General features: G+C 71.9%; 22 protein-coding genes. 6 read left to right on the top strand and 16 right to left on the bottom strand.

All coding sequences use genetic code 11. From position 1 onward, the window contains the following. Positions 1-588: 588 nt before the first annotated feature. Complete coding sequence (locus WMF22_RS37510; protein ID WP_438037316.1) at positions 589-2,406, top strand: hypothetical protein; 1,818 nt, start codon at positions 589-591, stop codon at positions 2,404-2,406. 350 nt (positions 2,407-2,756) lie between these two features. On the opposite strand, the gene WMF22_RS37505 is transcribed toward WMF22_RS37510, so the two are convergent. The 3 genes from WMF22_RS37505 to WMF22_RS37495 all read right to left on the bottom strand — a co-directional run bounded on the left by WMF22_RS37505 (position 2,757) and on the right by WMF22_RS37495 (position 6,717). Beyond that, positions 2,757-4,811 (bottom strand): M3 family metallopeptidase, encoded by a 2,055-nt coding sequence (locus WMF22_RS37505; protein WP_437294738.1) that lies wholly within the window; start codon positions 4,809-4,811, stop codon positions 2,757-2,759. Positions 4,812-4,940: 129 nt separating this feature from the next. Further along, on the bottom strand, positions 4,941-6,077 hold the full coding sequence (locus WMF22_RS37500; protein WP_437294737.1) for an acyl-CoA dehydrogenase family protein: 1,137 nt from the start codon (positions 6,075-6,077) through the stop codon (positions 4,941-4,943). A gap of 82 nt (positions 6,078-6,159) precedes the next feature. Continuing rightward, complete coding sequence (locus WMF22_RS37495) at positions 6,160-6,717, bottom strand: CAP domain-containing protein (protein ID WP_437301658.1); 558 nt, start codon at positions 6,715-6,717, stop codon at positions 6,160-6,162. A gap of 401 nt (positions 6,718-7,118) precedes the next feature. On the opposite strand from WMF22_RS37495, the gene WMF22_RS37490 reads away from it, so the two are divergent. Continuing rightward, entirely contained in the window at positions 7,119-8,309 is a 1,191-nt protein-coding gene (locus WMF22_RS37490) for a hypothetical protein (protein ID WP_437294736.1), read from the top strand. Positions 8,310-8,403: 94 nt separating this feature from the next. Here the strand turns inward: WMF22_RS37490 and WMF22_RS37485 are convergent, their stop codons facing one another. Continuing rightward, positions 8,404-9,447 carry an AraC family transcriptional regulator gene (locus WMF22_RS37485; protein ID WP_438032857.1) on the bottom strand — a complete coding sequence of 348 codons (1,044 nt, stop codon included), beginning with the start codon at positions 9,445-9,447 and terminating at the stop codon, positions 8,404-8,406. Positions 9,448-9,524: 77 nt separating this feature from the next. Between WMF22_RS37485 and WMF22_RS37480 the strand changes: the two genes are divergently transcribed. Further along, on the top strand, positions 9,525-10,550 hold the full coding sequence (locus WMF22_RS37480; RefSeq protein ID WP_438032856.1) for a Rieske 2Fe-2S domain-containing protein: 1,026 nt from the start codon (positions 9,525-9,527) through the stop codon (positions 10,548-10,550). A gap of 186 nt (positions 10,551-10,736) precedes the next feature. Here WMF22_RS37480 and WMF22_RS37475 read toward each other — a convergent pair whose 3' ends face one another. From WMF22_RS37475 to WMF22_RS37450, 6 genes are all read right to left on the bottom strand, one after another. Beyond that, positions 10,737-11,207, bottom strand: a complete 471-nt coding sequence (locus WMF22_RS37475; RefSeq protein WP_437294733.1) for a response regulator — start codon at positions 11,205-11,207, stop codon at positions 10,737-10,739. A 428-nt stretch (positions 11,208-11,635) separates the two neighbouring features. Continuing rightward, positions 11,636-13,018, bottom strand: a complete 1,383-nt coding sequence (locus WMF22_RS37470) for a sigma-54-dependent transcriptional regulator (RefSeq protein WP_438032855.1) — start codon at positions 13,016-13,018, stop codon at positions 11,636-11,638. A 2-nt stretch (positions 13,019-13,020) separates the two neighbouring features. After that, complete coding sequence (locus WMF22_RS37465) at positions 13,021-13,158, bottom strand: hypothetical protein (protein WP_437294731.1); 138 nt, start codon at positions 13,156-13,158, stop codon at positions 13,021-13,023. Continuing rightward, entirely contained in the window at positions 13,155-14,630 is a 1,476-nt protein-coding gene (locus WMF22_RS37460) for an ATP-binding protein (RefSeq protein WP_438032854.1), read from the bottom strand. The genes WMF22_RS37465 and WMF22_RS37460 overlap by 4 nt, the downstream gene beginning before the upstream one ends. 131 nt (positions 14,631-14,761) lie before the next feature. Further along, on the bottom strand, positions 14,762-15,763 hold the full coding sequence (locus tag WMF22_RS37455) for a flavin-nucleotide-binding protein (protein WP_438032853.1): 1,002 nt from the start codon (positions 15,761-15,763) through the stop codon (positions 14,762-14,764). Further along, entirely contained in the window at positions 15,760-16,383 is a 624-nt protein-coding gene (locus WMF22_RS37450) for a glutathione S-transferase family protein (protein WP_438032852.1), read from the bottom strand. Before WMF22_RS37450 ends, WMF22_RS37455 begins: the two co-directional genes overlap by 4 nt. A 147-nt stretch (positions 16,384-16,530) precedes the next feature. Here WMF22_RS37450 and WMF22_RS37445 point away from each other — a divergent pair, with 147 nt between their 5' ends. Further along, positions 16,531-17,433 carry a LysR family transcriptional regulator gene (locus WMF22_RS37445; protein ID WP_437294727.1) on the top strand — a complete coding sequence of 301 codons (903 nt, stop codon included), beginning with the start codon at positions 16,531-16,533 and terminating at the stop codon, positions 17,431-17,433. Positions 17,434-17,474: 41 nt separating this feature from the next. Here the strand turns inward: WMF22_RS37445 and ahpF are convergent, their stop codons facing one another. Together ahpF and ahpC are read right to left on the bottom strand one after the other, a co-directional pair. After that, positions 17,475-19,037 carry an alkyl hydroperoxide reductase subunit F gene (ahpF, locus tag WMF22_RS37440; protein WP_438032851.1) on the bottom strand — a complete coding sequence of 521 codons (1,563 nt, stop codon included), beginning with the start codon at positions 19,035-19,037 and terminating at the stop codon, positions 17,475-17,477. A 95-nt stretch (positions 19,038-19,132) separates the two neighbouring features. Then, on the bottom strand, positions 19,133-19,696 hold the full coding sequence (gene ahpC, locus WMF22_RS37435; protein WP_012239567.1) for an alkyl hydroperoxide reductase subunit C: 564 nt from the start codon (positions 19,694-19,696) through the stop codon (positions 19,133-19,135). A gap of 132 nt (positions 19,697-19,828) precedes the next feature. Here ahpC and WMF22_RS37430 point away from each other — a divergent pair, with 132 nt between their 5' ends. Both WMF22_RS37430 and WMF22_RS37425 read left to right on the top strand, forming a co-directional pair. Further along, positions 19,829-20,794 carry a hydrogen peroxide-inducible genes activator gene (locus WMF22_RS37430; RefSeq protein WP_437294725.1) on the top strand — a complete coding sequence of 322 codons (966 nt, stop codon included), beginning with the start codon at positions 19,829-19,831 and terminating at the stop codon, positions 20,792-20,794. Positions 20,795-20,934: 140 nt separating this feature from the next. Beyond that, a complete protein-coding gene (locus tag WMF22_RS37425) occupies positions 20,935-21,765 on the top strand; it encodes an EI24 domain-containing protein (RefSeq protein WP_438032850.1) in 831 nt (276 codons plus the stop codon). A gap of 66 nt (positions 21,766-21,831) precedes the next feature. On the opposite strand, the gene WMF22_RS37420 is transcribed toward WMF22_RS37425, so the two are convergent. From WMF22_RS37420 to WMF22_RS37405, 4 genes are all read right to left on the bottom strand, one after another. Beyond that, positions 21,832-23,739, bottom strand: a complete 1,908-nt coding sequence (locus tag WMF22_RS37420; RefSeq protein WP_437294722.1) for a PAS domain-containing protein — start codon at positions 23,737-23,739, stop codon at positions 21,832-21,834. 124 nt (positions 23,740-23,863) lie between these two features. Continuing rightward, the gene (locus WMF22_RS37415; RefSeq protein ID WP_437294721.1) at positions 23,864-24,649 is read right to left on the bottom strand and encodes an ABC transporter permease; all 786 of its coding nucleotides are present in this window, start codon (positions 24,647-24,649) and stop codon (positions 23,864-23,866) included. Positions 24,650-24,654: 5 nt separating this feature from the next. Next, positions 24,655-25,461 (bottom strand): ABC transporter permease, encoded by an 807-nt coding sequence (locus WMF22_RS37410; RefSeq protein WP_437294720.1) that lies wholly within the window; start codon positions 25,459-25,461, stop codon positions 24,655-24,657. Next, positions 25,458-26,513 (bottom strand): ABC transporter ATP-binding protein, encoded by a 1,056-nt coding sequence (locus WMF22_RS37405; protein ID WP_437294719.1) that lies wholly within the window; start codon positions 26,511-26,513, stop codon positions 25,458-25,460. The genes WMF22_RS37410 and WMF22_RS37405 overlap by 4 nt, the downstream gene beginning before the upstream one ends. Between the last annotated feature and the right edge of the window lie 50 nt (positions 26,514-26,563).

Here is a 26,563-nt window from a genome sequence, read left to right as displayed (position 1 = left end):
GTGCAGCGGTGTCGCCGAGGAAGCGCGCGACCTCCTCGGGTCACAGGCGCCGCGGCCGAGATAGCGAATGCGGGGGTAAGGTAGGTAAAGGTCGTTGGTCGACATGGAGAACGCTGTCGCATTGGGAGTTCACCCACATTTCCCGGGGATTTCGTCTGCATTCAAGCGAGCGAACGACCACTTCTCTATACCTTCCTTACATCAGCGGACGGACTGCGCATTGCAGTTTTGCATCGAAAATTTGCAACCTTGATGTGAAAAGCGGCCGAGGTGTGCGACCTAATTGGGTGTTCGTTTCGTTTTCGAAAGCATTTCATCTTGACCCGTCGTGTTAATCCGGGAATAAGTTGTTTCACGAGAGCGCCGGTATCCGCCCCTCTGGTGCTGAGTGGTCTGCACCGATGGTTCGCGGCGCGAAGGCACGCAGCGGGAGGCTCCTCTTCTGCCCCCTGATGCTTTCGCCCGTTACGGTCCTGTTCACCACAGGGGTTCGACGACGCCGGGGGAGATAAAGCCATGCATTCAATTTCTCAAGGCTTTGGGTCGCTGTCGATTGCCGCCGGTAAGGTCATCGCTTCCCTGTTGGCGATGTCGATCGTCGGCTTCGGCTGCGCGCCGCTCGACGAGGACGTGACCGCAGAGGAGCTGGACGCGGAGGAGCAGGCAGCCGGCACGAAGTATCAAGTCGGTCCCACGCGCACCTACAAGACCATCGGTGAGGTAGCCAGCAGACTGCAGCCGGGCGACGTGGTGGAGGTCGACGGCAACGCGACGTACTCGGGCAACATCAGGCTCACGAAATGGGGCACGCCCACCTCGAAGATCACGATCCGCGGCGTTCGCGTCGGCGGGAAGCGCCCCGTCCTGAAGGGCGGCACCAACACGATCGAGATCAACGCGAACCACATCGTCTTCGAGGGGTTCGATGTGACGGGCGGCACCTCGAGGTGCATCTTCCAGCACGGGCACGATGTCACGATCCGTGACTCCGTGATCCACGATTGCCCATCGCACGGGATCCTGGGCGCCGACAGCGATTCGGGTACGCTGTTGGTGGAATACGTGGAGGTCTATAAGTGCGGTGCCGGTACGACGAAGCACCCGATCTACATCGCAACGGATGAGACCGCTTACCCGGGCTCCGTGTTCCGGATGCAGCACAGCTATGTCCACGATGCAATCGGCGGCAACGCGGTGAAGACCCGCGCGGAGCGGAACGAGATCTATTACAACTGGATCGAGGGCGGGCTCTACAAGGACCTCGAGCTCATCGGCCCCGACGGGCAGGATCCGAAGCTCGCGCGGGAGGACTCCGATGTGGTCGGCAACGTCTTCCGCAAGACGCATACGCAGTTCGTGGTGCGCGTCGGCGGCGATGGCACGGGCGACACCAACGGGCGGTATCGGTTCGTGAACAACACGTTCCTGCTGATGGCGGGGTCGAGCGCGGCGATTCACCTGTTCGATGGCATCGAGAGCATCGAGCTCCACAACAACATCTTCCATCGCGTCGGGGGCGGGAGCGTTCAGGTCTTCCGTGACGACGCGAGCTGGACGACCGGCAGCCCGCTCATCAAGGGCGTCAACAACGCCGTGCCCGCGGGCACGGCGGTGCCTTCCGGCTTCACGGGGACGCTGATCGTGAGCGATCCCGGCTTCGCGAGCATCGGCAACCGCGACGTGACGCTGCTCTCGACGAGCCCGCTGCGGAACGCGGGCGTCAGCTCGACGACGGGGATCTCGGGGCGCACGTTCCCGTCGCCGCTCGCGATGCCGCTGTTCCACCCGCCGAAGGGGGCGCTCGCGGCCGTCGGCTCCGCGCAGCGGCGGACGGCCGTGGGCGCGGTCGACATCGGCGCGTTCGAGTTCGGGACGACGACCACGACGCCGACGCCCACGCCGACCACGCCGACGCCCACGCCGACGACGCCCACGCCGACGGCGCCGGTGTGCTCGGTCGTCAACGCTGGCAAGTGGTTCAATTCGCAGCTGCCTTCGACCCAGCGGGGCACCTTCACGGCGACCTGGGACGTGACGCCGAGCGCGTCGAAGATCGACGCTGTGGTCGGCCTCTCGAGCGGCTCCGCGAGCCAGTGGACCCAGCTCGCCGCGATCGTCATCTTCGACGAGGAAGGCAATGTCCGCGTCCGGAACGGCGCGAGGTACCAGGCGCTCCGGGTGTTCCCGTACACCGGCGGGACGACGTATACCGTCCGGATGGTGGTCGACGTGGCGGCGAAGCGGTACTCGGTGTACATCCGGCCGAAGAACGGCACCGAGGTGCAGCTCGCGAGCAACTACGCGTTCAGGTCCGAGCAGGCCAGCGTCGCCTCGCTCGCGAACTGGGCGATGACGCAGACGATCGGAACGGCCACGCTGTCGGCCTGCAACTTCAAGATACAGTGATCCCACGGGGGGCCGGCGCGAGGAGCGCCGGCGCTTCCTCGGGGCGGTCGTCCGAGGGGGCCCGGCGCGGGGACCCCGCCGGATTCACCTGAGAAAAAGCTCCTCCGGCTTCGCCGGAGGAGCTTTTTCATTTGGGCTCAGACATCGGCGCCTCCCGGCGCCGCGCGAAGAACACCGTCTCCTCGCGCCCACGGAGGTCGATGGGGCGCAGGCGATAACCACGCTTCGCGCCCTGAGCCTGACCGAACGAGCCTGGGTAACGCCTCACAAAAGCGCCGCTCGGTCACATGGCGAGAGAGGGAGTTGAGGGTGTAGCCGTGATGGAGGCGGCGCCGGGCCGCCCCCGAGGCTCAGGCGAGGCCGCTGCGCTGGAGCAGGGCGTCGAGGGTGGGCTCGCGGCCGCGGAAGCTCCTGTAGAGATCCATCGGGTCCTGCGTGTCGCCGAGCGCGAGGATCTGGCTCCGGAACGCGTCGCCCACCTTCCGGCTGAACAGCCCCTCTTCCTGGAAGCGGGAGAACGCGTCGGCGTCCAGCACCTCGGCCCATTTGTACGAGTAATAGCCCGCTGCGTAGCCCACCGGGCTCGAGAAGAGGTGCGAGAAGCCGGCGATCATGGCGTAGCCCTCGGGCAGCGGGACAGGCGAGTAACGCCCGAGGACCTCGCGCGCGAACTCGACGACATCGCCCTGCTCTCCGGTCCAGTCCATGTGGAGCGCGAGGTCGATCTCGGCGAAGCCGAGCTGGCGCATCGTCGCGGCGCCCGCGCGGAACGTGCGGGCCGCGCGCATCCGCTGGAGCAGGTCGTCGGGGACGGGCGCGCCCGTCTCGTGGTGGCGCGCGAAGAGATCGAGCGCGTCCCGCTCCCAGCACCAGTTCTCCATGATCTGCGAGGGGAGCTCGACGAAGTCCCAGGCGACGTTGGTGCCGGCGAGGCTCCGGATCGGCACCCGGCTCGAGGCGTGGTGCATCATGTGGCCGAACTCGTGGAACAGCGTCTCGACCTCGCGGTGGTTGAGCAGCGCGGGGCGGCCGCCGACCGGCGGGGTGAAGCTGCCCGCGAGGACCTCGAGGTGGCGCACATCCTCGCCGGCCGCGCGCCCGTCCTCGCTCGGCGCGCCCGTCACGAGCCCGTGCATCCAGGCGCCGTCGCGCTTCTGCTCGCGCGGCACGAAGTCGAGATAGAAAGCGGCGCTCTGGGCGCCGTCCGGCTCGACGAGCTGGTAGGCGCGGACGCTCGGGTGCCACGTGGGGGCGGCCTGCCAGGGCGCGATGCGCACGCCGTAGAGGCGGTGGGCGACCTCGAACAGGCCGGAGACGACGCGATCCAGCGGGAAATACGGGCGGAGCGCCTCGTCGTCGAAATCGTAGCGGGCGCGGCGGAGCTTCTCGGCGTAGTAGGCGACGTCCCACGGCGCGAGCGGCGGCGCGTCCGGGCCCTCGATCTCGCGGCGGAAGGCGGCGAGCTCCTCCTTCTCGCGGGCGAAGACCGGCTCGGTGCGCGCCCGCAGCGTGTCGACGAAGCGCCGCGCCGCGGCGCCCGTCTTCGCCATCCGGTCCTCGAGCACGAGATCGGCGAAGCTCGCGTAGCCGAGCAGCCTCGCCTTCTCCCCGCGGAGCTCGAGGATGCGGCGGATGAGCGGCCGGTTGTCGTGGTCGCCCTCCGTCGCCCGCGTGTTGAAGGCGCGGTAGAAGCGCTCGCGGATAGCGCCGTCGTCGAGATGCGTGAGCACGGGGATGTAGCTCGGCGCCTGCAGCGTGAAGCGGTACCCCTCGATGCCCCTGTCCTTCGCGCCCTGACGGGCCGCCTCGACCGCGCTCGGCGGCAGGCCGGCGAGGCGGGCGGCGTCCTCGACCACGAACTCGAAGGCGTTCGTCGCGTCGAGCACGTTCTGCGAGAAGCGCAGGGTGAGCGTGGCGAGCTCGACGTCGATCTCGGAGAGGCGCTTCTTGCCGGCCGGGTCGAGCTCGGCGCCGCTCCTCCGGAAATCGTCGAGGGTCTTCTTCAGGAAGCGATGCCGCGGGCCCGTCAGCGCCGCGGCCTCGGGCGTGGCCGCGTACGCCTTGAGCGCGCCGTAGACGCCCTCGTTGAGGGCGATGCCGCTCAGGAACTCGCTGACCTCCGGCTGGACGGCGTTGTACGCGGCGCGCAGCGCGGGGGTGGTGGACGTCGATTCGAGGTGGGAGACGACGTTCATGGCGCGGTCGAGCCGCTCGGTGACGGCCTCGAGCGCGGCGAGGGTGTTGTCGTAGGTGCGGGGGCCGGGCGCCGCGACGAGCGCGTCGAGCCGGGCGCGGGCGTCCTGGAGCAGCGCGCGCACCGCGGGCTCCACGTGCTCGCTCCGGATGCGATCGAACGGGATCTCGAAGCCGAGAGTGAGCAGGGGATTGTCGGTCGCTTCGGTCATATCGTTCCTGGTTGGGCTGGATGGGGCCGGCGGACGGGCGCGGGCCGGCGACCCTCGGCCGGTCCGCGCAGCACTACCTTGGTAAAGGCGCCGGCGAGGGTTGGCCAGTAGTTCGTCGTCCAAGTTCGGCTAAGCGCCCAGCCACCGCGCGACGATCGTGGCGAGCACGTCGGACGTCCCCGAATGGATGCTGCCGCCCAGGGCGTCGTCGACGGCGGAGGGGAGGCCGCTCTCCTCGAGGTAGCCAGCGCCGCCGCGGAGCCGGAGGTCGTCGAGCGCGGACGCCACGGCCGAGTCCGCCGTGTGCCACTTCGCGAGCGCGGCCTCGGCCTGGCCGCGCTCGCCCTGGTCCAGCGCCCACGCGGCGCGGTAGGTGAGCAGCCGCGACGTCTCCAGCCGCAGCTTCATCTGCGCGAGGCGGTGCGCGACGGCCTGGTGGCGGGCGATCGCCTGGCCGCCGATCTCGCGCTCGCGGGCGAAACGGACGGCCTCGCCGAGGGCGCGCTCCATGGCGCCGAGGCGGAAGGCGAGGATGAGCGCGCGCTCGAAGGTCATCGCGATCTGGAAGACGGCGAGGCCGGCGCCGGCGCGGCCGAGGAGCGCGTCGTGGCCGACCTCGCAGCCGGCGAACGAGACGGGCGCGAGCCGCGCGCCGCGGAGGCCCGCTGTCGCGAGCGGCGCGCCGGGGAGGACGCGCGCGGCGCCCTCGCCCCCGGCGCGGGGGACGAGCAGCGCGGTGAGGCCGCGCGCCGGGGCCCCTCCGGCGCGGCCGCCGTCGCGCGCGATCGCGAGGTACACGTCGGCCCGGTCGGCCCAGGTCACGTACCGCTTGTCGCCGGTGAGCCGGTAGCCGGCGTCCGTGCGGTCGGCCCTGGCCTGCACCGAAGCGACGTCCGAGCCCGCGCCGGCCTCGGTCGCGGCGACCGTCGCCATGCACGCGCCGCTCGCCATCCGCGGCAGCCACGCGCGCTGCTGCGCGGGCGTGCCCACCCGCGCGAGCAGGAGCGCCACGCCGAAGAGGTGCGCCCCCGCGGCGAGCAGGACGCCGCCGTCGCGCAGCGTCGCGCCGAGGCCCTCGTAGGCGAGCGCCGTCGTGACGAGGTCGAGGCCCTCGCCGCCGAGATCGCGGGCGATCGGCAGGCCGAGGGCGCCGCCCCGGGCGAGGACGCGCATGCGATCGTCCGGGGCCGCGGCGTCGGCCTCGGCGCCGAGGGCGCGCATGCGGTCGTGGACGGCGCGCTGGGAAGGGGTCCACCCGAAGTCCATCGCCGCTGGGATACCAGAGCCGGCGAGGGGCGGGGAGGAGACGAGGACGGCGCGCCGTCCACGACCGCATGCGCGCGCGAGCTCAGTAGGGGCGCTCTCCGGCGAAATTGCCGGGAGGATCGTAGTTGCACACCCAGATCTGCCAGGTGCCACCGCCGAACGGCGAGCCGGTCGTGCAATCGGCGACCCCGCAGCCGAGCCGCAGGGAGTCGGCCCATACCACCTGCGTGTAATGGCCGCAGGTGGAGCTGCAGGCATTGCTCGCAAGGTCGTAGTTGGCCGCCTCGTCGACCCACGAGGCGACGACATCCTCCGGTGTGGGTGACGAGCCGGTCGACGCGAAGATGTTCTCTCCATAATCGCTCGCGCTATGGCCGAACATGCACTGGGCAGCATAGGCCTGAGCCACCGCGGCGATCTCGGGCGACCACGAGAGAGGGGGCACCGGCTGATCGGCGGGCGGGTCGACGGCGGCGCGCGCGGCATTGTGGGCCGCCGTCATCCCGGTCATCCTGGGCGGCTCGCCGGCGGCCTGGCCGCTCGTCGGGCCCTCGTCGTCGGACGAGGCGCCGCAACCGGCCGTCAGGGCGAGCAGGAGAGAGAGCTGCACGAACCGGGGGAGCCGTGGGCCGAGCGTCATCACGGGGCCATTGTCCTACGGCTCGGCCGAGCTCTGCAACGGCGATTCGATGAAGGCTGGTTGAACCGACGACGTGCCGTGTCATGGCGCGCCCGCGGCCTCCCCTGGACGGCCGCGACCGGGCGTTCTTCCTACCTCTGCCGTCGGCATGAACATCAACGGATCTCGTCGTGGATGGCTCCCGTGCTGACGGGCTTCGCCCTAGGGTGACGTCGAGACGAGCAACAATTCCGCAGCATGGGCCTTGTCATGTGGGTCGATCTATGAGCTATTGTCGCCCTGCTTCGGAGGCGGCTGCATGCCGAGCTCGGAGGCGAGCGTGCTCCCTCATGGGGTTTCGCCGCTCTCCGTGGCAGTCCCGCACCAGCGGCACGCCCGACAAAGAACCAAGGAGTTTCCCGATGAATATCCGTGTGACGTGGCGAATCGCGGCATTCCCGCTGGCGCTGGCGGGGCTCTCCGTCATCCCGGCGATGGGGTGTGACAAGGTCTCGGAGCTGCAGAATGAGGTCTGCTGTCGCGACTTCACGCCGGGCGCCGATCTCGCCACGGTGAAATGGGGTCTCGAGGGCGAAGCAGAGCTCAATTATGGTGCCTTCATGCAGTCCGTGTCGGACTTCACGGGCGCCGCGGGCGCCATCGTGGCGGACGTGACGAGCGCCTGCCAGGCGATTGCGCTGGACCTCGGCGCGGACGTCGCGACGATCACGGCGACGAAGCCGAACGAACGGGCGGAGCAATGGTGTGAGCTCGCCGTCGACGCGCTCGGGGACGCGACGGCCGGCCTGTCGATCACCTTCCAGCCGCCGAGCTGCACGGTCGACGCGAGCGTGCAGGCGAACTGCGAGGCGAGGTGCAGCGCCAACGTCGAGTGCCAGCTGACCCCGGCGGAGATCGTCGCGCGCTGCGATCCCGGTCAGCTCTCGGGGCGGTGCGAGGGGAAGTGCACCGGCTCGTGCGAGGGCTCGGCCAACCTGGCGGTCCACTGCGAGGGGACGTGCCAGGGGACGTGCGAGGGCACGTGCGACGGCGAGTGCTCCGCGACGACCGCCGGCGGCGACTGCCGCGGCGAGTGCCAGGGCACCTGCACGGGCGAGTGCCGTGGCTCGTGCTCGTTCGCGGCCGAGGCAGAGGTGCAGTGCAACGCCGATTGCTCGGGCTCGTGCGACGTCCAGTTCAAGGCGCCGAAGTGCAGGGCCGAGCTCAAGCCGCCGAGCGCCGAGTGCCAGGGGTCCGCGGAGTGCAGCGGCTCCTGCGAGGCGAGCGCGAGCGCGAAGGCCAGCTGCAAGGAGCCCGCGGTCAACATCGAGGGTGGGGCCGAGGTCGAGGCGGCGATCGCGACGCTCAAGGCGAACCTGCCGCGGCTGCTCGTCGTCGCGCACGCGCGCGGCGAGCTGCTCCTCGCCAGCGCCGAGGCGGTGGTCCAGGCGGGCGGCAACCTCGAGGGCGCGGCCACCGGCAGCGTGAAGGCCGGGGCGTGCCTCATCCCGGCCACCAACGCGATCACGCAGGCGGTCGAGAACATCCAGGCGAGCCTCACGGGCAGCGCCAGCGTGATGGCGAAGCTGGAGATCGCTCCCCCGAGCCCTTGAGCGCAGGGCCCGTGAGCGCAGGCCCGGCAGCGGCGCAGGCCGCGGCCGGGCGCGCGTGAAGGAGCCCGTCAGGCCAGCTGCTGGCGCAGGCCGCTCACGGCGGCGCTGCGCCCCTGGTCCGGGCGCGGAACGCCTCCGGCGTCACGCCGGTCCAGCGCCGGAACGCCCGGTGGAACGCGCTCGGCTCGGAATAGCCGAGCAGATACGCCACCTCCCCGATCGCCATGTCCGCGTCGAGGAGCGCCGCAGCGCGGCCGCGCCGGACCTCGTCGAGCAGGGTGTGGACCGACGTCCCCTCGTCGCCGAGGCGGCGCTGGAGCGTGCGCGGGCTCATCCGCAGGCGCGCCGCGAGCGCGCCCAGGTCGGCCCCCTCGCGCAGTCGTTCGCCGAGGAGCGCGCGCACGCGGTCGGACAGCGCGGGCGGCGCCGCGCCCGGCAGGCGCGCCGCGGCGGCGCTCATGTGGCGCTCGAGGAACGCGGCGAGCGCCTCGTTCGCGTGCGGCAGCGGCCGATCGAGCTCTTCGACTGGCAGGACCAGCTCGGTCGCCGGCGCCCCGAACAGCACCGGCGAGCCGAGCCGCCGCGCCTTCTCCTCCGGATCACCCGCCGGCGCGTGGCGAAAGCGCACCGCGTACGCCTGGATCGGCGCGCCGCACATGCGCCCGGCGTTCACGAGCGCGTCGAACGCGAACATCTCCGCGAGCTGGCCGTGGGCCGGCCGGTCGGGCCCGAAGGGCACGAACCCGAGGTGCGCGCGGCGCCCGTGGATCTCCAGCGTGTGGCGCTCGCCCTCGTTCCATATCTGCTGGTAGCGGAGCATCCTGCGGAACGACTCGCCGAGGGTCGGGCTGCTCATGGCCAGGAAGCCGAGCGCGTCGAAGTGCTCGGGCTCGAAGCGCGCCGCGAAGTCGAGGCCGAGGTGCGGATCGGCGGTCGCCGCCACGGCCGCCTCGATGAGCGCGTAGAACGCCGCGAGCGGCACGCGGGCGTCCGGATCGGCGAGCGCCGCGGCGGCGAGCCCCGCGGCCTCGAGCAGCGCCCGCCGATCCGCCCCGCGCTCCGCGGCGTGGTCCGCGAGCTGCGCGGCGGTGCGGGCCCAGATCGTCGGGGCGGGCGCCCGCGGGGCCTGGCGCCGCATGTCAGCCCTTGTGGCGCGCGCTGTCACTGCTCCACGGCCGGGCCGGCCCCAGGTTTCCCGGCGATCGGAGGAGCATCATGCGAAAGCACGGTATCGAGGAAGGGCGCGGCGCGTTCGTCGAGGGCGCCTGGTACATCATCGCGGACGCGGCTCGCGTGGGCAAGCGGCCGGTCGCAGTCGAGCGCTTCGGGACGCGGCTCGTGCTGTTCAGGGACGAGCGCGGCGCCCTGGTCGCGGCGCGGGCGCGCTGCCCGCACCGCGGCGCGGACCTCGGCCTCGGGCGGGTCGTGGACGGGGCGATCGAGTGCCCGTACCACGGCTTCCGGTTCGCCTCGGACGGGCGCTGCGTCGCGATCCCGTGCGAGGGGCGCGGCGCGAGCGCGCGCGGCGCGGGGGATGCGCTCGCGCTGACCCGGTACGAGGCGCGGGAGCACCGGGGCTTCGTGTGGCTCTTCTGGGGCGAGCGGCCGGCCGAGCTGCCGCCGGTGCCCTGGTTCGATGGCCTGCCGCCGGACGAGCGGCACGCCCACACGGCGTCGATGGACTGGGACGTTCCGTTCGCGCGCGCGATGGAGGGCATGCTCGATGTCCACCACCTGCCGTTCGCGCATCGCCCCTGGGTCCCCGGCGTCGGCGCGATGCTCGACCCCTGCGAGGTCCGCGTGGAGGGCGACGTCATCCACGTCGAGGCGGTGCTGCGCCACGACGACGGGGAGCCCTGGGACGGCCGTCGGGGGTGGAGGTTCGAGCTGGAGGTGCGCTTCCCGGGCGTGCTGCGCCTCTCGTTCGGGAAGCGCGTGGTGGGCATGGCGGGGTGCGCGCCGATCGACGCGGAGCGGACGGCGATCGTGGGGCGGTATTACGTGCCGATCCCGGTGATCGGGCGGCTTCTCGCGTGGCTCGGGTTGCGGGCGGAGTTCTGGCTGATCCAGCCGGGCGACGAGCGGATGCTCGCGTCCTCGGAGCCGCGCGACGCGGATCTCGACGCGTGCCGCTTCGTGCGCGCGGACGCGGGGATCCTCGCGTGGCACAAGATACGGCGGGCGCGGCTGAAGGCGCAGCGCGCGAGGGAGCCGCGCCGGCTGCCGGTCGAGGCGGGGTGAGGCGGCGCCGGGCGACTCACGATCGCACGGATCTGCTCCACGACGATGTTGAAAGCCTATCCAACGGTCAACTGGCGCGCTCCTGACAAGGGTCGTGTGTGGGCCAGCTGCTCGTCGATGGGCTCCCACCTGCGCGCCATCTCGTGATGTCCGTGATCGCGAGATGCTCCCCAGCGGCGTGGTGCGTCAGCCGCGCATCGATACGAGGGTCTGGACCACGATCCGCAGATCGTCCACGTCGAGCGGCTTGTCGAGCACGGCGTCGGCGCCCAGGCGGTAGGCTTCCGCGTGCGTCTCCGGGTCGCCGAACGCGGTGATGAGGACCACCGGCGTCGTCCAGTCGTCGCGGCGCAGCCCGGCCAGCAGATCGAGCCCGCTCGCGCCTGGCATCCGGATGTCGCTCACCACGACATCGACCGGGGCGCCGTTCCCGGAGACGAGCGCTTCGCCCATCAACTCGAGGAGGTGCTTGGCGTCGTGCGCCTCCAGGACCTCGTAGCCGTCGCGGCGGAGGGCGGTGGCGAGGAGCAGCCGCAGCTCCCTGTCGTCTTCGGCGAGCAGCACGCGGATGGGGGGCGCGCCGGGGTGGACGCGCGGCACCGGCTCAGGGGGCGTATTCAGGATCGAGGCAAGACCGCGCATCGAGTCGGGGGGCATCGGGCTCTCTCCTTGGTGAGAGGCCTGCATTGCAGGCCGCGTGCCGCCCACCGGCGGCCGCCCCGAACCGACCGGGGTTGGGGTGGCCGGAACCGACCCAGGTTGAGGTGGCCGGAACCGACCGGGGTTGGGGTGGCCGGAACCGACCCAGGTTGGGGTGGCGGGAACCGACTGGCCGGAACCGACCGAGGTTGGGGTGGCGGGAACCGACCGGGGTTGGGGGGGGCTGGCCGGAACCGACCCAGGTTGGGGGGCCGGGTTGGGGTGGCCGGAACCGACCGAGGTTGGGGTGGCCGGGACTGGCGGCGACCCCCCGTGGGCCATCCAGGGTGGGGCGCCGTTCCCCGCCCGGGGTATTCCTCCGCGCCTCGGCGCGCCTCGGCGTGGGCTTCGAGCTTCAGGTCGCCCGACTCACCCCGCCCACCCTCTCAGCTCCCCTTCGTCCCCCCGGTGCCCGGCTCCCACCGCTCCAGCTTCCGGTGCAGCGTCTTCCGGTCCAGCCCCAGGATCCTCGCCGCCAGCGTCTTGTTCCCGCCCGCCGCCTCGAGCACCCGCAGGATGTACCGCCGCTCCACCTCCTCGAGCGGCACCAGCTCGGACGGGTCGTCCCCCGCCACGAGCACGTGCGACGGCCGGTGCTCCCGGATCTTGGCCGGCAGGTCCTCCACCGTGATCTCCGGGTACCCCGTGAGCGCCACCGCCCGCTCCATGCAGTTCTGGATCTCCCGCACGTTGCCCGGCCACGTGTACGCGAGCAGCCGCTCGGCGGCCGCCGGTGACAGGCCGACCACCTCCTTGCCCCAGCGCGTGGCGAAATCCTCGATGAAGCGCTGCGCGAGCAGCAGCACGTCGCTGCCCCGCGCCCGCACGGGCGGCAGCTCCACGTGGAGCACGTTGATCCGGTAGTACAGGTCCTCCCGGAAGCGGCGCGCCTCGACGGCCTCGTCCAGGTCGCGGTTCGTCGCGGCCACGATGCGCGCGTCGAACGGCACCTCCGCGCTCCCGCCCACCGGGCGCACCCGGCGCTCCTGGAGGGCGCGGAGCAGCTTCGGCTGCACCGCGAGCGGCAGCTCCCCGATCTCGTCGAGCAGCAGCGTCCCGCCGTTCGCCTCGACGAATAGCCCGGAGCGCGCCGCGCGCGCGTCGGTGAACGCCCCCTTCACGTGCCCGAAGAGCTCGCTCTCGATCAGCGACTCCGGCACCGCCGCGCAGTTGATCGCCACGAACGGCCCCTCCTTGCGGCGGCTCCGCGCGTGCATCGCCTTCGCGACGACCTCCTTCCCCGTCCCGCTCTCGCCCGTGATGAGCACCGTCGCGTCCGCGTCGGCGATGCGCTCGATCAGGTCCTGCACGCCCCGCATCGCGGCGCTCCGGCCGATGAGGTCCGGGAACCCGCCGGGCCCGGCCACGGCGCGGCGCAGCCGCCGCACCTCGGCCTTGAGCGCGTGGTGCGCGATCGCCCGCTCCAGCGCCAGCGCCAGCGCCTCGATGTCGACCGGCTTGGTCACGTAGTCGTACGCGCCCGCGCGGATCGCCTGCACCGCGGTCTCGATGCTGCCGAACGCGGTGATCACCACGACCGGCACGTCCGGCCGGATCTCGGCCGCCCGTCCGCAGACCGCGATCCCGTCCATCCCGCGCATGTTCAGATCGGTCAGGATGACGTCGAAGCCCTCGTCCGCCTCGAGCAGCGCGAGCGCATCCGCCGGTGAGGTCCGGGTCGTCGCCTCGACGCCGCGCGACCGCAGGTCCGCCGAGAGCCACGCGCACATCGCCTCGTCGTCGTCGATGATCAGCGCTCGCCTGCCCATCGTCACCTCGATGGCTCGCCCGCCATCTCTCCTCGATAACTCGCGTAGTACAGCGCCCCGCCCGCGGCCAGCCGCGGCGCGGCGGCCGCCCCGCCGAGCGCGCCCTCGCCCTCAACCCGCGGCCGCCGGGCTCGCGTCATCCTGCGTCCTCCTGGCCGCTCGGCGGGAGGTACACCGTGAACGTCGAGCCCTTGCCGAGCTCGCTCTCCACGCCGATCCAGCCCCCGTGCTCGCGCACGATCCCGTAGGACACGCTCAGCCCGAGGCCCGTGCCCTCGCCGACGTCCTTCGTGGTGAAGAACGGCTCGAAGATGCGGAGGATGTTCTCGGGCGCGACCCCCTCCCCGCCGTCGGTCACCCGGACGGCGACGTGCTCGCCCTCGGCGCCGCCGTGATCGGCCGGCGGGCGCGCGCGGGCGCGCTCCACCCGCACGGTGAGCTCGCCGCCCCGCTTCATCGACTGCATGCCGTTCATGATGAGGTTCGTGAGCACCTGCTGCATCTGACCCGCGTCCACCTCGGCGCGCGCCGCCCCGCCGCTCGCCTCGTCGAGGTGGAGCGTCACGCTCCGCTTCCGGGCGAGGGGCTCCAGCAGCGCCAGCGTCTGGCGCGCGATGTGCGCGAGATCGGCCGGCGCCTTCTGCGCGACCCGGCGGCGCGCGAAATCCAGCAGCTGCCGGATGATCTTCGTCATCCGGTCCGCCTGCTCGGCGATGATGCGCGCGCTCTCCGCCGCCTCCTCCTGCGGCAGGCCGCGCGCGATCATCTTGGCGCGGCCGCCCACCACGTTGAGCGGCGTGCCGAGCTCGTGCGCGAGCCCCGACGCCAGCTTGCCCACGGTGGTGAGCCGATCCGCGTGCCGGAGCTGCTCCAGCGCCGCGATGCGCGCGGTCGTCTCGCGGCCCGCGCGCTCGCGCGCCTCCGCCAGGTGCTCGCACATCGCGTTGATCTCGTGGGCGATCCGCCCGAGCTCGTCGCGCTGCGGCAGGAGCAGCGGCCCGCCGAGGTCGCCCTCCCCGATCCGCCGCGCCTTGTCGACGAGCCGCCGCGTCGGGCGCCCGACGAGCACCTGCCCGAAGGTCATCGCCAGGAGCCCGCTCAGCGCCGCCAGGGCGATGATGGTGGCCACGGTGTTGACCACGCTCGCCTGGACGTACGCTTCTTCCTCCTCGAGCGACTCGGAGATCTCGATGGCGCCGACGCGCTCGGGCTCCACCCCGACGGGCGCGTACGTGTAGAAGCGCCCGCTCCTGTCGCCCTTGCGCTCGATCCGGAACACCTCGGTGCCCCGCGAGAGCTCCTCGATCTCGGCGGCGGGCAGCGCGGGCGCGAAGCGATCCCCGGCCGGCGCGTCGAGCCACACCCAGCGGAAGCGCACGCCGTCCTCGCGCTCGCTCATCTCGTCGAGCAGCTGGAGCGCCTCCCCCATCCCGTCCCGGCGCCACGTCTCGACCACCGCCGCGCGGAGCGCGATGCCGATGAGGTGCTCGTCGCGCCGCATGTCCGCCTCGAAGAGCGCCCGCTCGCGCCGGACGGAGAGGTAGCCGTACAGGCCGAGCGCCGCGCACATCACGAGCACGAGGGCGAGGGTGAGCTTGCTGGCGAGTCGCATGAGGTCGCCGGTAGGATGCAGGACGCGTACGCGTTCTCAAGGTGCCCGTCCGCACGTTGACCCGCCCGGGCCCGCCCCGGATCGCCCCGATGGGGCAAAACTCCCCTGGACGGGCCCCGCGGGCCGCGGCGTCACCCGCGCGCCACGTCCTCCCACGAGCCGGTCGCCGCGAGCTGCGGCGCGGGCACCGGCGCCGACCAGCGCAGCGGCAGCGCGTCCTCCCGAAAGGCGCCCTCGGCCACGCGGAACCGCAGGAGCCGCTGGGCGCCGGCGAAGGCCGAGAGCTCCGGCCCGTCCCAGAGCACCTCGGCCTCGCCGGTCAGCGACAGCACCCCGCCGGAGGCGAAGTCGACGAACAGCACCCCGGCGCGCGGGCAGAGCGCCAGGTTGCCGAGCGTGTTGAACGCGAAATTGCCCGTGAAATCCGGCGAGGTCAGGACGGTGTGGCCGTCCTCCTCGGTCACGCGCACGAAGCCCGGCTTGCCGCCCCGGTGGGACACGTCGGCGCCCTCGATCGCGTCGCCTCCCCGCGCGGCCGGCGCCGCGGTCGCGATGAAGAACGTGTCCGCGCGGCGGATCAGCGCCGCCGCGCCGGCGGACAGCGCCGGCCCTTCCGCCCGCGCCGGGGGCGCGGCGGCCGCCTCCGGCCCCCTCACGAGCTCGGGCTCTCGCGCCTGGATGTACTGCGCGCAGTTGCCGAAGCTCTGCCCGACCTCGACCACGAAGCCACGCTCGTCGGCCGCCGTGATCGTCCCGTTCATCCGGTTTCGGCGGCGGGTCTCCAGCTGGATGCCGAGGAGGCCGACGGGCGCGCCGGCCACGAGGTGCGGGCCGAGCGCATCGCCGGCTCCCGGGCGAGCGTTCACCGCGAGCGTCCGCCGATCCGGGGACGAGATGAACCCCGGCGGCCCCACGACGATCGAGGCCCACGGCCGGCGCTCGGCGTCGAGGGCCCCGACGAGCAGGAACGGCAGCTGCGCGAACAGCGCGCGGTGCTGGTCGGGCATGAAGTCCCGGATGATCCGGCGCCCGGCCTTCTCGGCGCGCTCGCGCGCCCCGGCCCGCGCCTGCACGGCCATCTCGCCCGGGTGATAGGGCGAGCCCTCCCTGGTCCACCCGGGCAGGGAGGTCACGACAGCGCCTTCTTCATCGGCACGAAGCCGGGCAGCCCCTCCACGCGGGCGAGCCACGCGCGCAGGTTCGCGTACGGATCGAGCGACACGCCGCCCTCCGGCGCGTGCGCCGTGTAGGTGTAGATCGCGATGTCCGCGAGGGTCGGCTCGTCGCCGGCCAGGAACCGCTGGGCCGCGAGCTGCTGGTCGATCACCGCGAAGAGCTGGGCGGCGATCCCCTTGGCCTGCTCGACGTCCAGCTTGCGGCCGAACACGCTCGCGGCGCGCGCCGTCGCGGGCCCCGCCACGAGCTGCCCGGCGGCCACGGAGAGCCACCGCTGCACGTGCGCCGCCGCCACCGGATCGCGCGGGAACCAGCGCCCCGACGGGTCGTACCGCGCGGCCAGGTACACGAGGATCGCGTTGCTGTCGGCCAGCGTCACGTCGCCGTCCTCGATCACGGGCACCTGACCGAACGCGTTCTTGCTCAGGAACTCGGGCGTCTTGTGAGCGCCGCCCTTCAGGTCGACGTCGATCCTCTCGAACGGCAGCCTCAGCAGCGACAGGAACAGCTCCACGCGGTGCGCGTGTCCCGAGAGCGGATAGCGGTAGAGGCGGATGGGGCTGGCAGGGAGGGTCATCGAGGTGTCCTTTCGGCTGTGGATGTCAGCGGGAGCGGCGCAGTCCGCGTGGGGCTCCCGCGCTCGCCGAGCCAGGATGCCCATTCCCGTGGCCAAGGGTAATGCTCGTCCTTGACAAGGGACCATTCCGGAAACTGGAATAATCCGATGGACCGCCTCGACTCCATGCGCGTGTTCGTCGCCGTCGCCGAGGAGGAGGGCTTCGCGCCGGCCGCGCGGCGGCTGTCCATGTCGCCGCCGGCGGTGACCCGGGCCATCTCTGCGCTCGAGGAGCGCATCGGCACGCGGCTCCTGCACCGCACCACGCGCGTCGTCCGCCTGACCGAGGCGGGCGCCCGGTACCTCGCGGACTGCAAGCGGATCCTCGGCGAGATCGAGGAGGCCGAGGCGTCGGCGGCCGGGTCCCATACCGCGCTCCGAGGGCAGATCGGCGTCACGGCGCCGGTCCTGTTCGGGCGGATGTTCGTCGCGCCCGCCCTCTTCGATTTCCTGGCTCTCCATCCGCGCGTGTCGGCGTGGACGCTGCTCGTCGACCGCGTTGTCGACATGGTCGACGAGGGGCTCGACGTCGCCGTCCGGATTGCCCATCTGCCGGACTCGTCGCTCAGCGCGATCCGCGTCGGCTCCGTGCGGCGGGTCGTCTGCGCTTCGGCGGAGTACCTCGCCGCGCGGGGCGAGCCTGTGACGCCGGCCGATCTGGCGCGTCACGACACCATTGCTTTCTCCTGGACGGGCTCCCCGGTGGAATGGTCGTTCGGGTCGGGCGCGCGGGTCGAGCGGGTCTCTCCGTCATCGCAGCTCCTCGCCAATACGGCCGACGTCGCCATTGCAGCGGCCGTGGCCGGGCGAGGGCTGGCGCGGGTGCTCTCGTATCAGATCGACCCGGAGCTGCGCGCCGGGCGCCTCTCGATCGTGCTCGCTGCGCACGAGCCCCCGCCGGTCCCCATCCATGTCGTCCACCCGGAGGGCCGGCGGGCGGCGGCCAGGGTGCGCGCGTTCGTGGATTTCCTTGTCGATCGGCTCCGGTCCGAGGCCTGGCTGAGCTCGTGATCGCGGGCGGGCTCGCGCGTCGAACCTCGGCCGGAGGGCGCTCACTCCGCCGGCGCGGTGGCGCGGATGAGGTGCTCGAAGGCCCCGAGGGCGGCCTTCGCGCCGTCGCCGAGGGCGACGACGATCTGCTTGAACGGCGTTGTCGTCATGTCGCCGGCGGCGAAGAGGCCGGGCACCGACGTCTGACCGCGGTCGTTGACGACGACCTCGCCGAGGCCGTTGAGCTCCACCGTCCCCTTGATGAACCCGGTGTTGGGGAGCAGGCCGATCTGCACGAACACGCCCTCGAGCTCGATCTGGTGCTGCTCCTTCGTCTCGGTGTGCTCCCAGCGGAGCCCGACGACCTTCTGCCCGTCGCCCACCACCTCGGTCGTGCGCGCGCGCGTGACGATCTCGACGTTGGGCATGCTCTTGAGCTTGCGAACGAGGACCGCGTCGGCGCGGAGGGCGGGGGCGAGCTCGAGCAGGGTGACGTGGCCGACCACGCCCGCGAGATCGATCGCCGCCTCGACGCCGGAGTTGCCGCCGCCGATGACGGCGACTCGCTTGCCCTTGAACAGCGGCCCGTCGCAGTGCGGGCAGTACGTCACGCCCTTGGTCCGGTACTCGGCCTCGCCGGGGACGTTCATGTCGCGCCACCGGGCGCCCGTCGCCAGGACGACGCTCTTCGCGCGGAGCGTGGCGCCGCTCGCCAGGCGCAGCTCGAACGGTGAGCCGGGGGTGATCGACTCGACGCGCTCGTGCTTGAGGAGCTCCACGGGGTACGCGCGCACGTGCTGCTCGAGCGCCGCCGCGAGCTTGGGCCCGTCGGTCTCCACGACCGAGATGAGGTTCTCGATGGCGAGGGTGTCCATCACCTGCCCGCCGAAGCGCTCGGCGACGATGCCGGTGTCGAGGCCCTTGCGCGCCGCGTAGATGGCCGCCGAAGCGCCGGCGGGCCCGCCGCCGACGATGAGCATGTCGAACGGCTTGCGCTGGTCGAGCGCCTCGGCGCGCCTCTTCACGGCGGAGCCGTCGTCGAGCTTGGCGAGGATCTGCTCGATCTCCATCCGACCCTGGCCGAAGGGCTCGCCGTTCAGAAAGACGGTCGGCACGGCCATGATCTTCCGCTGCTCGACCTCGCCCTGGAAGAGGGCGCCATCGACGGCGACGTGGCGAACCCTCGGGTTCCTGGCCGCCATCAGGTTCAGCGCCTGCACGACGTCGGGGCAGTTCTGGCACGATTGAGAGAAGTAGGTCTCGAACCGGAGCTCGCCGTCGATCCGCGCGATCTGCTCGAGCGCCTCCGCGCTCACCCGCGGCGGATGGCCGCCGACGTGCAGGAGCGCGAGGATCAGCGAGGTGAGCTCGTGACCGAGCGGGAGCCCCGCGAAGATGACGCGCGGCTCCTCGCCAGGGGAGTGGATGCCGAACGACGGCGTGCGCTGGGCGCCCTCGCGCCGCTCGTGGAGCTCGACGAGGGACGAGGCGCTCGCGACGTCGCGCAGGAGCGCGCGCATCTCCTCCGACCCCTGCGAGTCGTCGACGAAGGCGGTGACCGCGACGGGACGGGTCAGCCGTCCGAGGACGTCGCGGAGCTGGGTCTTGATGGAGTCTTCGAGCATGGCTGCGTTCCTTCCGTCGAATACGAGCGGGTCACGAGGCGCGTGACGAGAGATGACGGGCGTCGCCGCGGCACGCGCGGCGACGCCCGAACGCCTCAGATCTTGCCGACGAGATCGAGCGACGGCTTGAGGGTCTTCGCGCCCTCGTCCCACTTCGCCGGGCAGACCTCGCCCGGGTGCGTGGCGACGTACTGGGCCGCCTTGACCTTGCGGAGCATCTCCGCCGCGCTGCGGCCGATGCCGAGGTCGTGGATCTCGTAGACCTTGATGACGCCGTCGGGGTTCACGAGGAACGAGCCGCGGAGCGCGAGGCCCTCCTCCTCGATGAGCACGCCGAAGTTGCGCGAGAGCGTGGCGGTCGGATCGCCGACGAGCGGGTACTTGACCTTCTTGATCGCCGCGGACGTGTCGTGCCACGCCTTGTGCGCGAAGTGCGTGTCCGTGGAGACGCCGTAGATCTCGACGCCCAGCTTCTGGAACTCGCCGTGGAGATCCGCGAGGTCCTCGAGCTCGGTCGGGCACACGAAGGTGAAGTCCGCCGGGTAGAACACGAAGAGCGACCACTTGCCGAGGACCGACTCGTGCGAGACGTCCACGAACTTCCCCTGGTGGAACGCGGTGGCCTTGAACGGTTTGATGCGGGTGTTGATGAGCGACATTCTCTTTTCCTCGTTTCGGGGCGGGGGCGTCTCGTGCCCCCGCGCCGGCGAGAGGCAACGTGGTCGTTCTGCGCCCGCGGTGCCAATCGAACGATTTTATGAAACGTTCACTTTTTGTGATACTCCTCGGCCATGGACCTCGAGCAGGTGACGCTCACGCAGCTCCGCTACGCCGTGGCGGTGGAGCAGACCCGCAGCTTCCGCACCGCGGCCGAGCGCTGCCACGTCTCGCAGTCCGGGCTCAGCATGCAGGTCCAGAAGCTCGAGGAGCTCCTGGGCGCCGTGCTGTTCGACCGCAGCAAGAAGCCCGTCCTCGTGACCGAGGAGGGGGCGCGCGCCATCGCTCAGATGCGCGAGATCCTCCGGGAGACGGAGCGGCTCGGTCAGATCGTCGCCGGCGACGACGCTCCGGCGGGGCGCTACCGGCTGGGGATCATCCCGACCCTCGCTCCCACCGTGCTGCCCCTGTTCCTCGATCCCTTCGTGAAGGCACACCCGCGCGTCGAGCTGTTCATCGAGGAGCTGAAGACCGAGGAGATCATCGAGCGGCTCGCCGCCGACACCCTCGACGCGGGGCTCGCCGCGACGCCGCTCCACGCTCCGGGGCTGAGCGAGACGCCCCTCGGGCACGAGGCGATGGTCGCCTATCTCCCCGAGGGCGACCCGCTGCTCGACCGCAAGACGGTCACGCAGGCGAACCTCAGCGATCGCGAGCTGTGGGTGCTCCCGGAGGGGCACTGCTTCCGGAGCCAGGTGCTCTCGTATTGCAGGAGCGGTCAGGCGAGGCCCCCGCGCGGCGTTCAGCTCGAGAGCGGCAGCTTCGAGACGTTGATCGGCCTCGTCGACACCGGGCTCGGGGCGACGGTGCTGCCCGCGCTCGTGGCGCAAGGGCTGCCCCCGGACAAGCGCCGCGCCCGCGTGCGGCCCCTCTCCCGGCCGATCCCGCTCCGGGAGATCGGGCTCGTCACGTCGCGGACCCAGCTGCGCAGGCGCGTCACCGAGTCGCTCGCGGCCGCGATCCGCGAGCACCTCGGCCGCGCCCTCGGGCCCTCGCCCCCGGGCGGGAGCGTGCTCGATCCGCTGCTCCCCGAGGGCTGACGAGGCAGGCTCGGAGGTCATCGACGCATCGACGATGAAGCAGCCTTCGCCGCACAGCCGGCGGGAGCTCGTCCAGCGGCGGACGCCAGCGCGCGGAAGGTGTTGACCGGACGCACGACCGCTGGGACGTTCGTGGCCGGATGATCCTCCCCGATGCTCCCCGCGGCTCTCCCACGGCGCTCGCGCAGCGCCCGACCGCGGGGCTCGTGCCGCTCGAACGCCCCGGCTTCGGCGCGGGCCTCAAGGCCCTGCTGGGCGGCTACGGTTACCTCTTTCGCACGCCGGACCTCTGGCCGCTCGCGCTCGTCCCCACGGGCATCGCGCTGGTGCTCATGGTCGTGCTCTCCATCGCCGGCGTGGAGCTCGCGCCTTCGCTCGTCGAGCTGATCGTGAGGGAGCCGGGGACGGGGTGGCCCTGGACCGTGCTCATGGCCGTGCTGCGGATCCTCTCGCTCGCGGTGGTGCTCGTGGCCGCCCTCGTCGTCTCGTTCGGGCTCGCGAAGCCGCTCTCGGGGACCGCGCTGGAGCGGATGGTGCGCAGGGCCGAGGCCGATCTCGGGGCGCCCCCGTGGCCGGAGGTCGGGTTCTTCGCGGACATGTGGCGCGCGCTGCAGTCGTCGCTCGTGGCGCTCGCCGTCACGCTCCCGATCCTTCTCGTCCTCGGCCTGGTGGGTCTCCTCTTCGCGCCGGCGAGCGTCGTCGTCGTCCCGCTCCAGCTCGCGGTGACGGCGCTCGCGGGGGCGTGGGACCTCTGCGACTGCCCGCTGTCGATCCGCGGCGTGCCGGTGGCAGAGCGGATCGATTTCGTGCGCCGGAACCTCGCCGCGGTGATGGGCTTCGGCTTCGGCCTCGCGCTGCTCTCGTTCCTGCCTTGCGCGCTGCTCATCGTGCTCCCGGCCGGCGTCCTCGGGGCGGCGCGGCTCGTCGTCACGCTGGAGCGCTGGGAGGCCACCAAGCGAGCGCCGCGCTGAGCTGATCGCAGCGTCGCGGTGCACGGCGAGGAGCTCAGGCGACGCTGCGCGACGCCGCGGTTCCGATCACCCGTCGCGCGGGGCGCGCGTCCCCTCCGCGTCGTCCGCGCGCTCGCGCCCCGCCCTGCGCTTGCGCCGCCGCTTGACCGACACCCCGCTCGACTGCATCGCGAAGAGGAGCGCCTCCCGCAGGTTCGAGAGCGTCTTGATGTTCGACAGATCGAGCCCCAGCGACACAACCGTCTGCGCCACCTCGGGCCGGATGCCGACGACGATGCCCTGCGCCCCGAGCAGCGCCACGGCGTCGATGAGCCTCAGCACGTGATCGGCCGTGGCCGCGTCCACGGCGCTCACCCCGGTCAGATCGATGATCGCGTGACGGCAGCGGGTCCGCGCCACGGCCTCGAGCAGCACCTCCATCATCTGCTGGGCGCGCTCCTCGTCGAGGACGCCGAGCACCGGCATCGTCAGCACCCCCCTCCAGACCTCGATGATCGGCGTCGACAGCGCCCGGATCGCCTCCTGCTGCTGCTCGATGATCGCGAGCCGCTCGTTCAGCACGGCCTGCTGGCGCTTCTTCTCGGTGATGTCCGTCGCGCCGCCCGCCATCTGGAACGGCACGCCCTTGTCGTCCCACTCGGCCATGCCGCGGGCGAACACGTCGCGGTACTCGCCGTCCTCGCGCCGCAGCCGGTACTCCGCCTCGAACGGCCGCCGCTCCTCGAGGTGAGCCCTCAGCGCGGCCTGCACCGCCCCCTTGTCGTCGGGGTGCACGCGCTCGAAGAAGCTCGCGAACGTCCCGCCCCACGCCTCGCGGCGGACGCCGAGCATCTGGAGCATGCGATCGCTCCACTCCACCGTGTCCTCGCGGATGTTCCAGAACCAGACGCCCTCGTTCGACGCCTCCGCGCAGAGCCGGTAGCGCGCCTCGCTCCTCCGGAGGGCGGCCTCGGCGCGGCGCAGCTCGGCCACGTCGGTGGTGCCGCCGATCCACCGGAAGATGTTCCCCGCGGCGTCGCGCTGCGGCAGCGCGCTGACCACGTGCTCCCGGTACGTCTGATCGCTCGCCCGCTTCAGGCGGAACTCCGTGTTGTACGGCTCGCCCGTCGTGAGGCTCCGCGTCCACGCCGCCACCGTCTTCGGGACGTCGTCCGGGTGCAGCACCGCGAGCCAGCCCTCGCCGATCATCTGCTCCTCCGTGCGGTCGAAATAGTCGAGGACCGCCCGGTTCACGAAGTTCAGCTGGCCGTCCGGGCGCGCGGTCCACACCTGGAGGGGCATCGCGTTCCCGAAGAACCGGAGCTGCGCGTCCAGGTCGCTGAGCGGCGCGTCCAGCAGCCCAGCCCCGCTCGCCGGGCCGCCGGCCCCGCGCACCCGGCTCGGCGGCGGCGCGTCCCGCCCGTCCGGCTCCTCCGCCTCCTCCTGCCCGGCCCAGGAGGCGTCCCCGAGCGCGCGGAGGAGCGGCTCCTCCAGGTCGAGCGTGCGCTCCGCGCGGCTCTCCGCGATCCGCGCGCGCACGAGGCGGAGCAGCTCCCTCCGCACCTCCTCCTCGATCCGGCCGCGCAGGTAGTCCTTCGCGGAGGCCCGCGACTCGGCGAACCGCACCGACTCCGCCGGCAGCTCCGCGACGTCCAGGAAGATCCCGAGCGGCGCGCAGGGCCTCGGCGTGATGCGCAGCGCGAGGGTCGCGTCGAGCCGGTGCTCCTTCGCCTCTCCCTCCGCGTCGACCCGCACCGTCACGGCGTGCGGGATCGCGACATCGAACGCGCCGCTCATGCTCCGCGTCGCCGCCGGCTCGCCGACCTCGAAGTCCATCGTGAGCCGCGACGGCCTGCCGAGGACCTCGAGCTCCCGCTCCGCGCGGCGCCCGACCGGGAGGAGGGCGATCACCTGGCGGCGTATCACGTCCTCGGTCATCGCGAGATCGACGATGCTCCGACCCAACTCCTCGAGCGTCAGCCCTCCGTCCTTCACCGCGTCTCCTTCCCGATCCTTCCCGATTCCGCTCTCCCCCCGTGTCCGTTAGCCCTCCTCGCGCCCGGAGGGCAATCGTGTGACGTTAACGCACCGCGCCGCTCGCCGGAAGCCCTCGCGAGGCTCAGCTCGACGCCGACGTATACCGGCCGATCGCCCGCTTCCACACGCCGCGCGCGACGGCGCCGAACGCGAGCGCGCCGAGCGCCGCGGCGGCGGCCGTGCGCGGGGCGATGGTGCCGAGCATCGCCTCCGCCGGGTACGTGGTCATCAGCCCGAGCGGGACGATCACGGTGAAGACGACGCGCCAGAAGCCGCTGAAGATCGTGACCGGCCAGCGCGCGAAATCGAAGATGGAGTTGAAGAGGTAGGCCAGGTTGTCGAGGCGCACGACCCAGAACGCGGCCGAGATGACCAGGATGCAGATGGAGTAGAGCACCAGCGTCGCCGTCACGAGCAGGCAGAGCGCGAGCGCGACGTGGGCAGGCGCGGGGGCGCGCCCCATCTGGGCGAACGCGTAGGCGAAGATCGCCACCGCGGCCGCGGCGTCCACGACCTTGCGGATCTCGAACCGGGCCGTGGAGACGAGGAACTGCGCGTCGGCCGGCTTGAGCAGCGTGAAGTCGAGCGTGCCCTTCCGGATCTGGTCGACAACGCTGATGAGCGACGGGTTCACGGCCCCCTCGAGGATGCCCTTCAGCAGCGTGAACCACCCGACGACGACGAGCGCCCGCTCGTACGTCCAGCCCTGCACCGGCGGCCGGGCCGCGAGCGCGATGTGGAGCGGGACCAGCCCGACCACCGTCCACACGACGGTCATCACCGCGCCGAGGAGGAACTCCCACCGGTACTGCATCCCGAGCGCGATCGACACGCGCAGCTGCGTCGCGAGCAACCGGAGGTAACGCACGCCGCTCACCCGCCGAACGCCGAGAACCGCCGGACCCCCGCGCGCCACGCGACGAGCGCGGCGGCGGCGGACGCGGCGGCGAAGGCCCACTGCACAGCGAGCTCGGTGAGCGCGCGGCCCGGGTCGAGCAGGCCGGTGATGAGCTCGACAGGGAACGCGAGGCTGTAACGGAACGGCAGCACCCGCGCGAGATCGGCGAGCCACGAGGGGAACAGCTCGATCGGGACGAGGTAGCCGGCGAGGACCATGAAGGCCGCGAGGTAGACCTCGAACACAGCGGTCGAGCTGTCGATGACGAACGCCAGCGAGCCGATCAGCGCCATGGTGAAGAAGTTGATCGCCCAGGCGCCGACGAGGGAGAGGACCCAGAGCCCGAGCTCGATGGCCGTCGGCTGGAACCGCTCTCCCGACGTCGTGACGAGCGCGACGACCGCGATGGGCAGGCAGAGCGCCGCCCGGAGCGGCAGCGCGGCGAGGTTCTCGGCGGCGTACGAGAAGAGCGGGTGGATCGGCCGGAGCAGGCGCTGCGAGAGGGCGCCGCTCTTGATGTCCATGTTCATCTCCCAGACGAGCCACGAGCCGGTCAGCTGCCGGACGATGAGGATGGCCAGGAAGTACGCGGAGAAATCGCTCGCCCCGAAGCGGCCGACCGGCGCGCTCGCGGCCACCGCCGACCAGAGCGCGAGGCTCACGAGCGGCATCGTCGTCGTGAGCATCCAGATCAGCATCTCGGCCCGGTACGCGAGCGCGGCCGCGATCCCGACGCGGAGCAGCGTCGGGAACGCCCGGGCGGCCCGAGCGAGCCCGCTCATGACGCGGCCCCGCCCGTCGAGCCGGGCGGCCCGCCCTCCGGCGCGCTTTCCGGCTCTGCCGAGGGCTCCGCGCCCGAAAAGAGCTCGCGCATCACCTCCTCCAGGGGAGGATCCTCGACCGTGAGATCCGAGATGTCGGTGTGGCCGAGCAGCCAGGACATGGCCTCGCGCAGCTCCGCCTGCGGCACCTGCAGCACCGCGTGGCCAGGATCGAGCGAGAGGACGGCGCCCACCCGCTCGAGGAGCGCCTGGTCGACCGGATTCTTGAAGTGCAGCGCGATCCGCTTGTGGGGCCGCATGCTGCGGACGAGCGCCGCGAGGTCGCCGTCGTAGCGCAGCCTGCCCTTGTCGATGACGATGACCCGCGGACAGAGCGCCGCCACGTCGTCCATGTAATGAGACGTGAGCACGATCGTCGCCCGCCGCCGCTCGTTGTAGCGGCGGATGAACTCGCGGACGCCGAGCTGCATGGCCACGTCGAGCCCGATCGTCGGCTCGTCGAGGAACAGGATCTCCGGCCGGTGCAGCAGGGCCGCGGCCAGCTCGCACTTCATGCGCTCGCCGAGCGAGAGCTGCCGCGTCGGCTTCGTCGCGATCTCGGCGATGCCGAGGAGGTCTTCCAGCTCACCGAGGGTCTCCTTGAAATCCGCGTCGCCGATCCCATAGATCGCTCGGTTCACCGCGAAGGTCTCGGCGGGCGGGAGGTCCCAGAGCAGCTGCTGCTTTTGCCCCATCACGAGGGTGATCCGCTTGAGGAAATCGGGCTCACGGTGCCGCGGGACGAAGCCGGCGACCTCGACCTTGCCGCCCGACGGGTGGAGGAGCCCGGAGAGCACCTTGAGCGTCGTCGTCTTCCCGGCGCCGTTCGGGCCGAGGAAGCCGACCCGCTCGCCGGGCGCGATCGAGAACGAGAGGTCCTCGACGGCGTGGACGACCTTGGTGCGGCGCCGGAAGAGCGAGCGCACGGTGGCCGAGAAGCCGGCGGCGCGCTCGTGGACCTGGTACGTCTTGGAGAGCGACTCCACCACGATGGAGCTCGACGCCTCGGCCATGGGCGGCGGAGACTAGCACCTCCGTGCTGGGGCTCCCGTGACGGTCGGCG

Source organism: Sorangium sp. So ce204, assembly GCF_051526795.1.
In the GTDB taxonomy this organism is placed as follows: Bacteria; Myxococcota_A; Polyangia; order Polyangiales; family Polyangiaceae; genus Sorangium; species Sorangium cellulosum_B.
Note: the sequence above shows the minus strand (reverse complement) of the source record. Positions and strands in the feature narration are given on the sequence as shown.

What these genes read in the sequence shown, in the direction of transcription:
- ahpC (WP_012239567.1), bottom strand. Translation starts at nt 19,696, where the DNA reads ATGTCGCTCATCAACACCCGCATCAAACCGTTCAAGGCCACCGCGTTC.
- WMF22_RS37485 (WP_438032857.1), bottom strand. Translation starts at nt 9,447, where the DNA reads ATGCGGCGCCAGGCCCCGCGGGCGCCCGCCCCGACGATCTGGGCCCGC.
- WMF22_RS37500 (WP_437294737.1), bottom strand. Translation starts at nt 6,077, where the DNA reads ATGGACTTCGGGTGGACCCCTTCCCAGCGCGCCGTCCACGACCGCATG.
- WMF22_RS37450 (WP_438032852.1), bottom strand. Translation starts at nt 16,383, where the DNA reads ATGACCCTCCCTGCCAGCCCCATCCGCCTCTACCGCTATCCGCTCTCG.
- WMF22_RS37430 (WP_437294725.1), top strand. Translation starts at nt 19,829, where the DNA reads ATGGACCTCGAGCAGGTGACGCTCACGCAGCTCCGCTACGCCGTGGCG.
- WMF22_RS37490 (WP_437294736.1), top strand. Translation starts at nt 7,119, where the DNA reads ATGAATATCCGTGTGACGTGGCGAATCGCGGCATTCCCGCTGGCGCTG.
- WMF22_RS37460 (WP_438032854.1), bottom strand. Translation starts at nt 14,630, where the DNA reads ATGCGACTCGCCAGCAAGCTCACCCTCGCCCTCGTGCTCGTGATGTGC.
- WMF22_RS37410 (WP_437294720.1), bottom strand. Translation starts at nt 25,461, where the DNA reads ATGAGCGGGCTCGCTCGGGCCGCCCGGGCGTTCCCGACGCTGCTCCGC.
- ahpF (WP_438032851.1), bottom strand. Translation starts at nt 19,037, where the DNA reads ATGCTCGAAGACTCCATCAAGACCCAGCTCCGCGACGTCCTCGGACGG.
- WMF22_RS37465 (WP_437294731.1), bottom strand. Translation starts at nt 13,158, where the DNA reads ATGACGCGAGCCCGGCGGCCGCGGGTTGAGGGCGAGGGCGCGCTCGGC.
- WMF22_RS37445 (WP_437294727.1), top strand. Translation starts at nt 16,531, where the DNA reads ATGGACCGCCTCGACTCCATGCGCGTGTTCGTCGCCGTCGCCGAGGAG.
- WMF22_RS37495 (WP_437301658.1), bottom strand. Translation starts at nt 6,717, where the DNA reads ATGACGCTCGGCCCACGGCTCCCCCGGTTCGTGCAGCTCTCTCTCCTG.
- WMF22_RS37425 (WP_438032850.1), top strand. Translation starts at nt 20,935, where the DNA reads ATGATCCTCCCCGATGCTCCCCGCGGCTCTCCCACGGCGCTCGCGCAG.
- WMF22_RS37510 (WP_438037316.1), top strand. Translation starts at nt 589, where the DNA reads ATGTCGATCGTCGGCTTCGGCTGCGCGCCGCTCGACGAGGACGTGACC.
- WMF22_RS37405 (WP_437294719.1), bottom strand. Translation starts at nt 26,513, where the DNA reads ATGGCCGAGGCGTCGAGCTCCATCGTGGTGGAGTCGCTCTCCAAGACG.
- WMF22_RS37505 (WP_437294738.1), bottom strand. Translation starts at nt 4,811, where the DNA reads ATGACCGAAGCGACCGACAATCCCCTGCTCACTCTCGGCTTCGAGATC.
- WMF22_RS37475 (WP_437294733.1), bottom strand. Translation starts at nt 11,207, where the DNA reads ATGCCCCCCGACTCGATGCGCGGTCTTGCCTCGATCCTGAATACGCCC.
- WMF22_RS37470 (WP_438032855.1), bottom strand. Translation starts at nt 13,018, where the DNA reads ATGGGCAGGCGAGCGCTGATCATCGACGACGACGAGGCGATGTGCGCG.
- WMF22_RS37480 (WP_438032856.1), top strand. Translation starts at nt 9,525, where the DNA reads ATGCGAAAGCACGGTATCGAGGAAGGGCGCGGCGCGTTCGTCGAGGGC.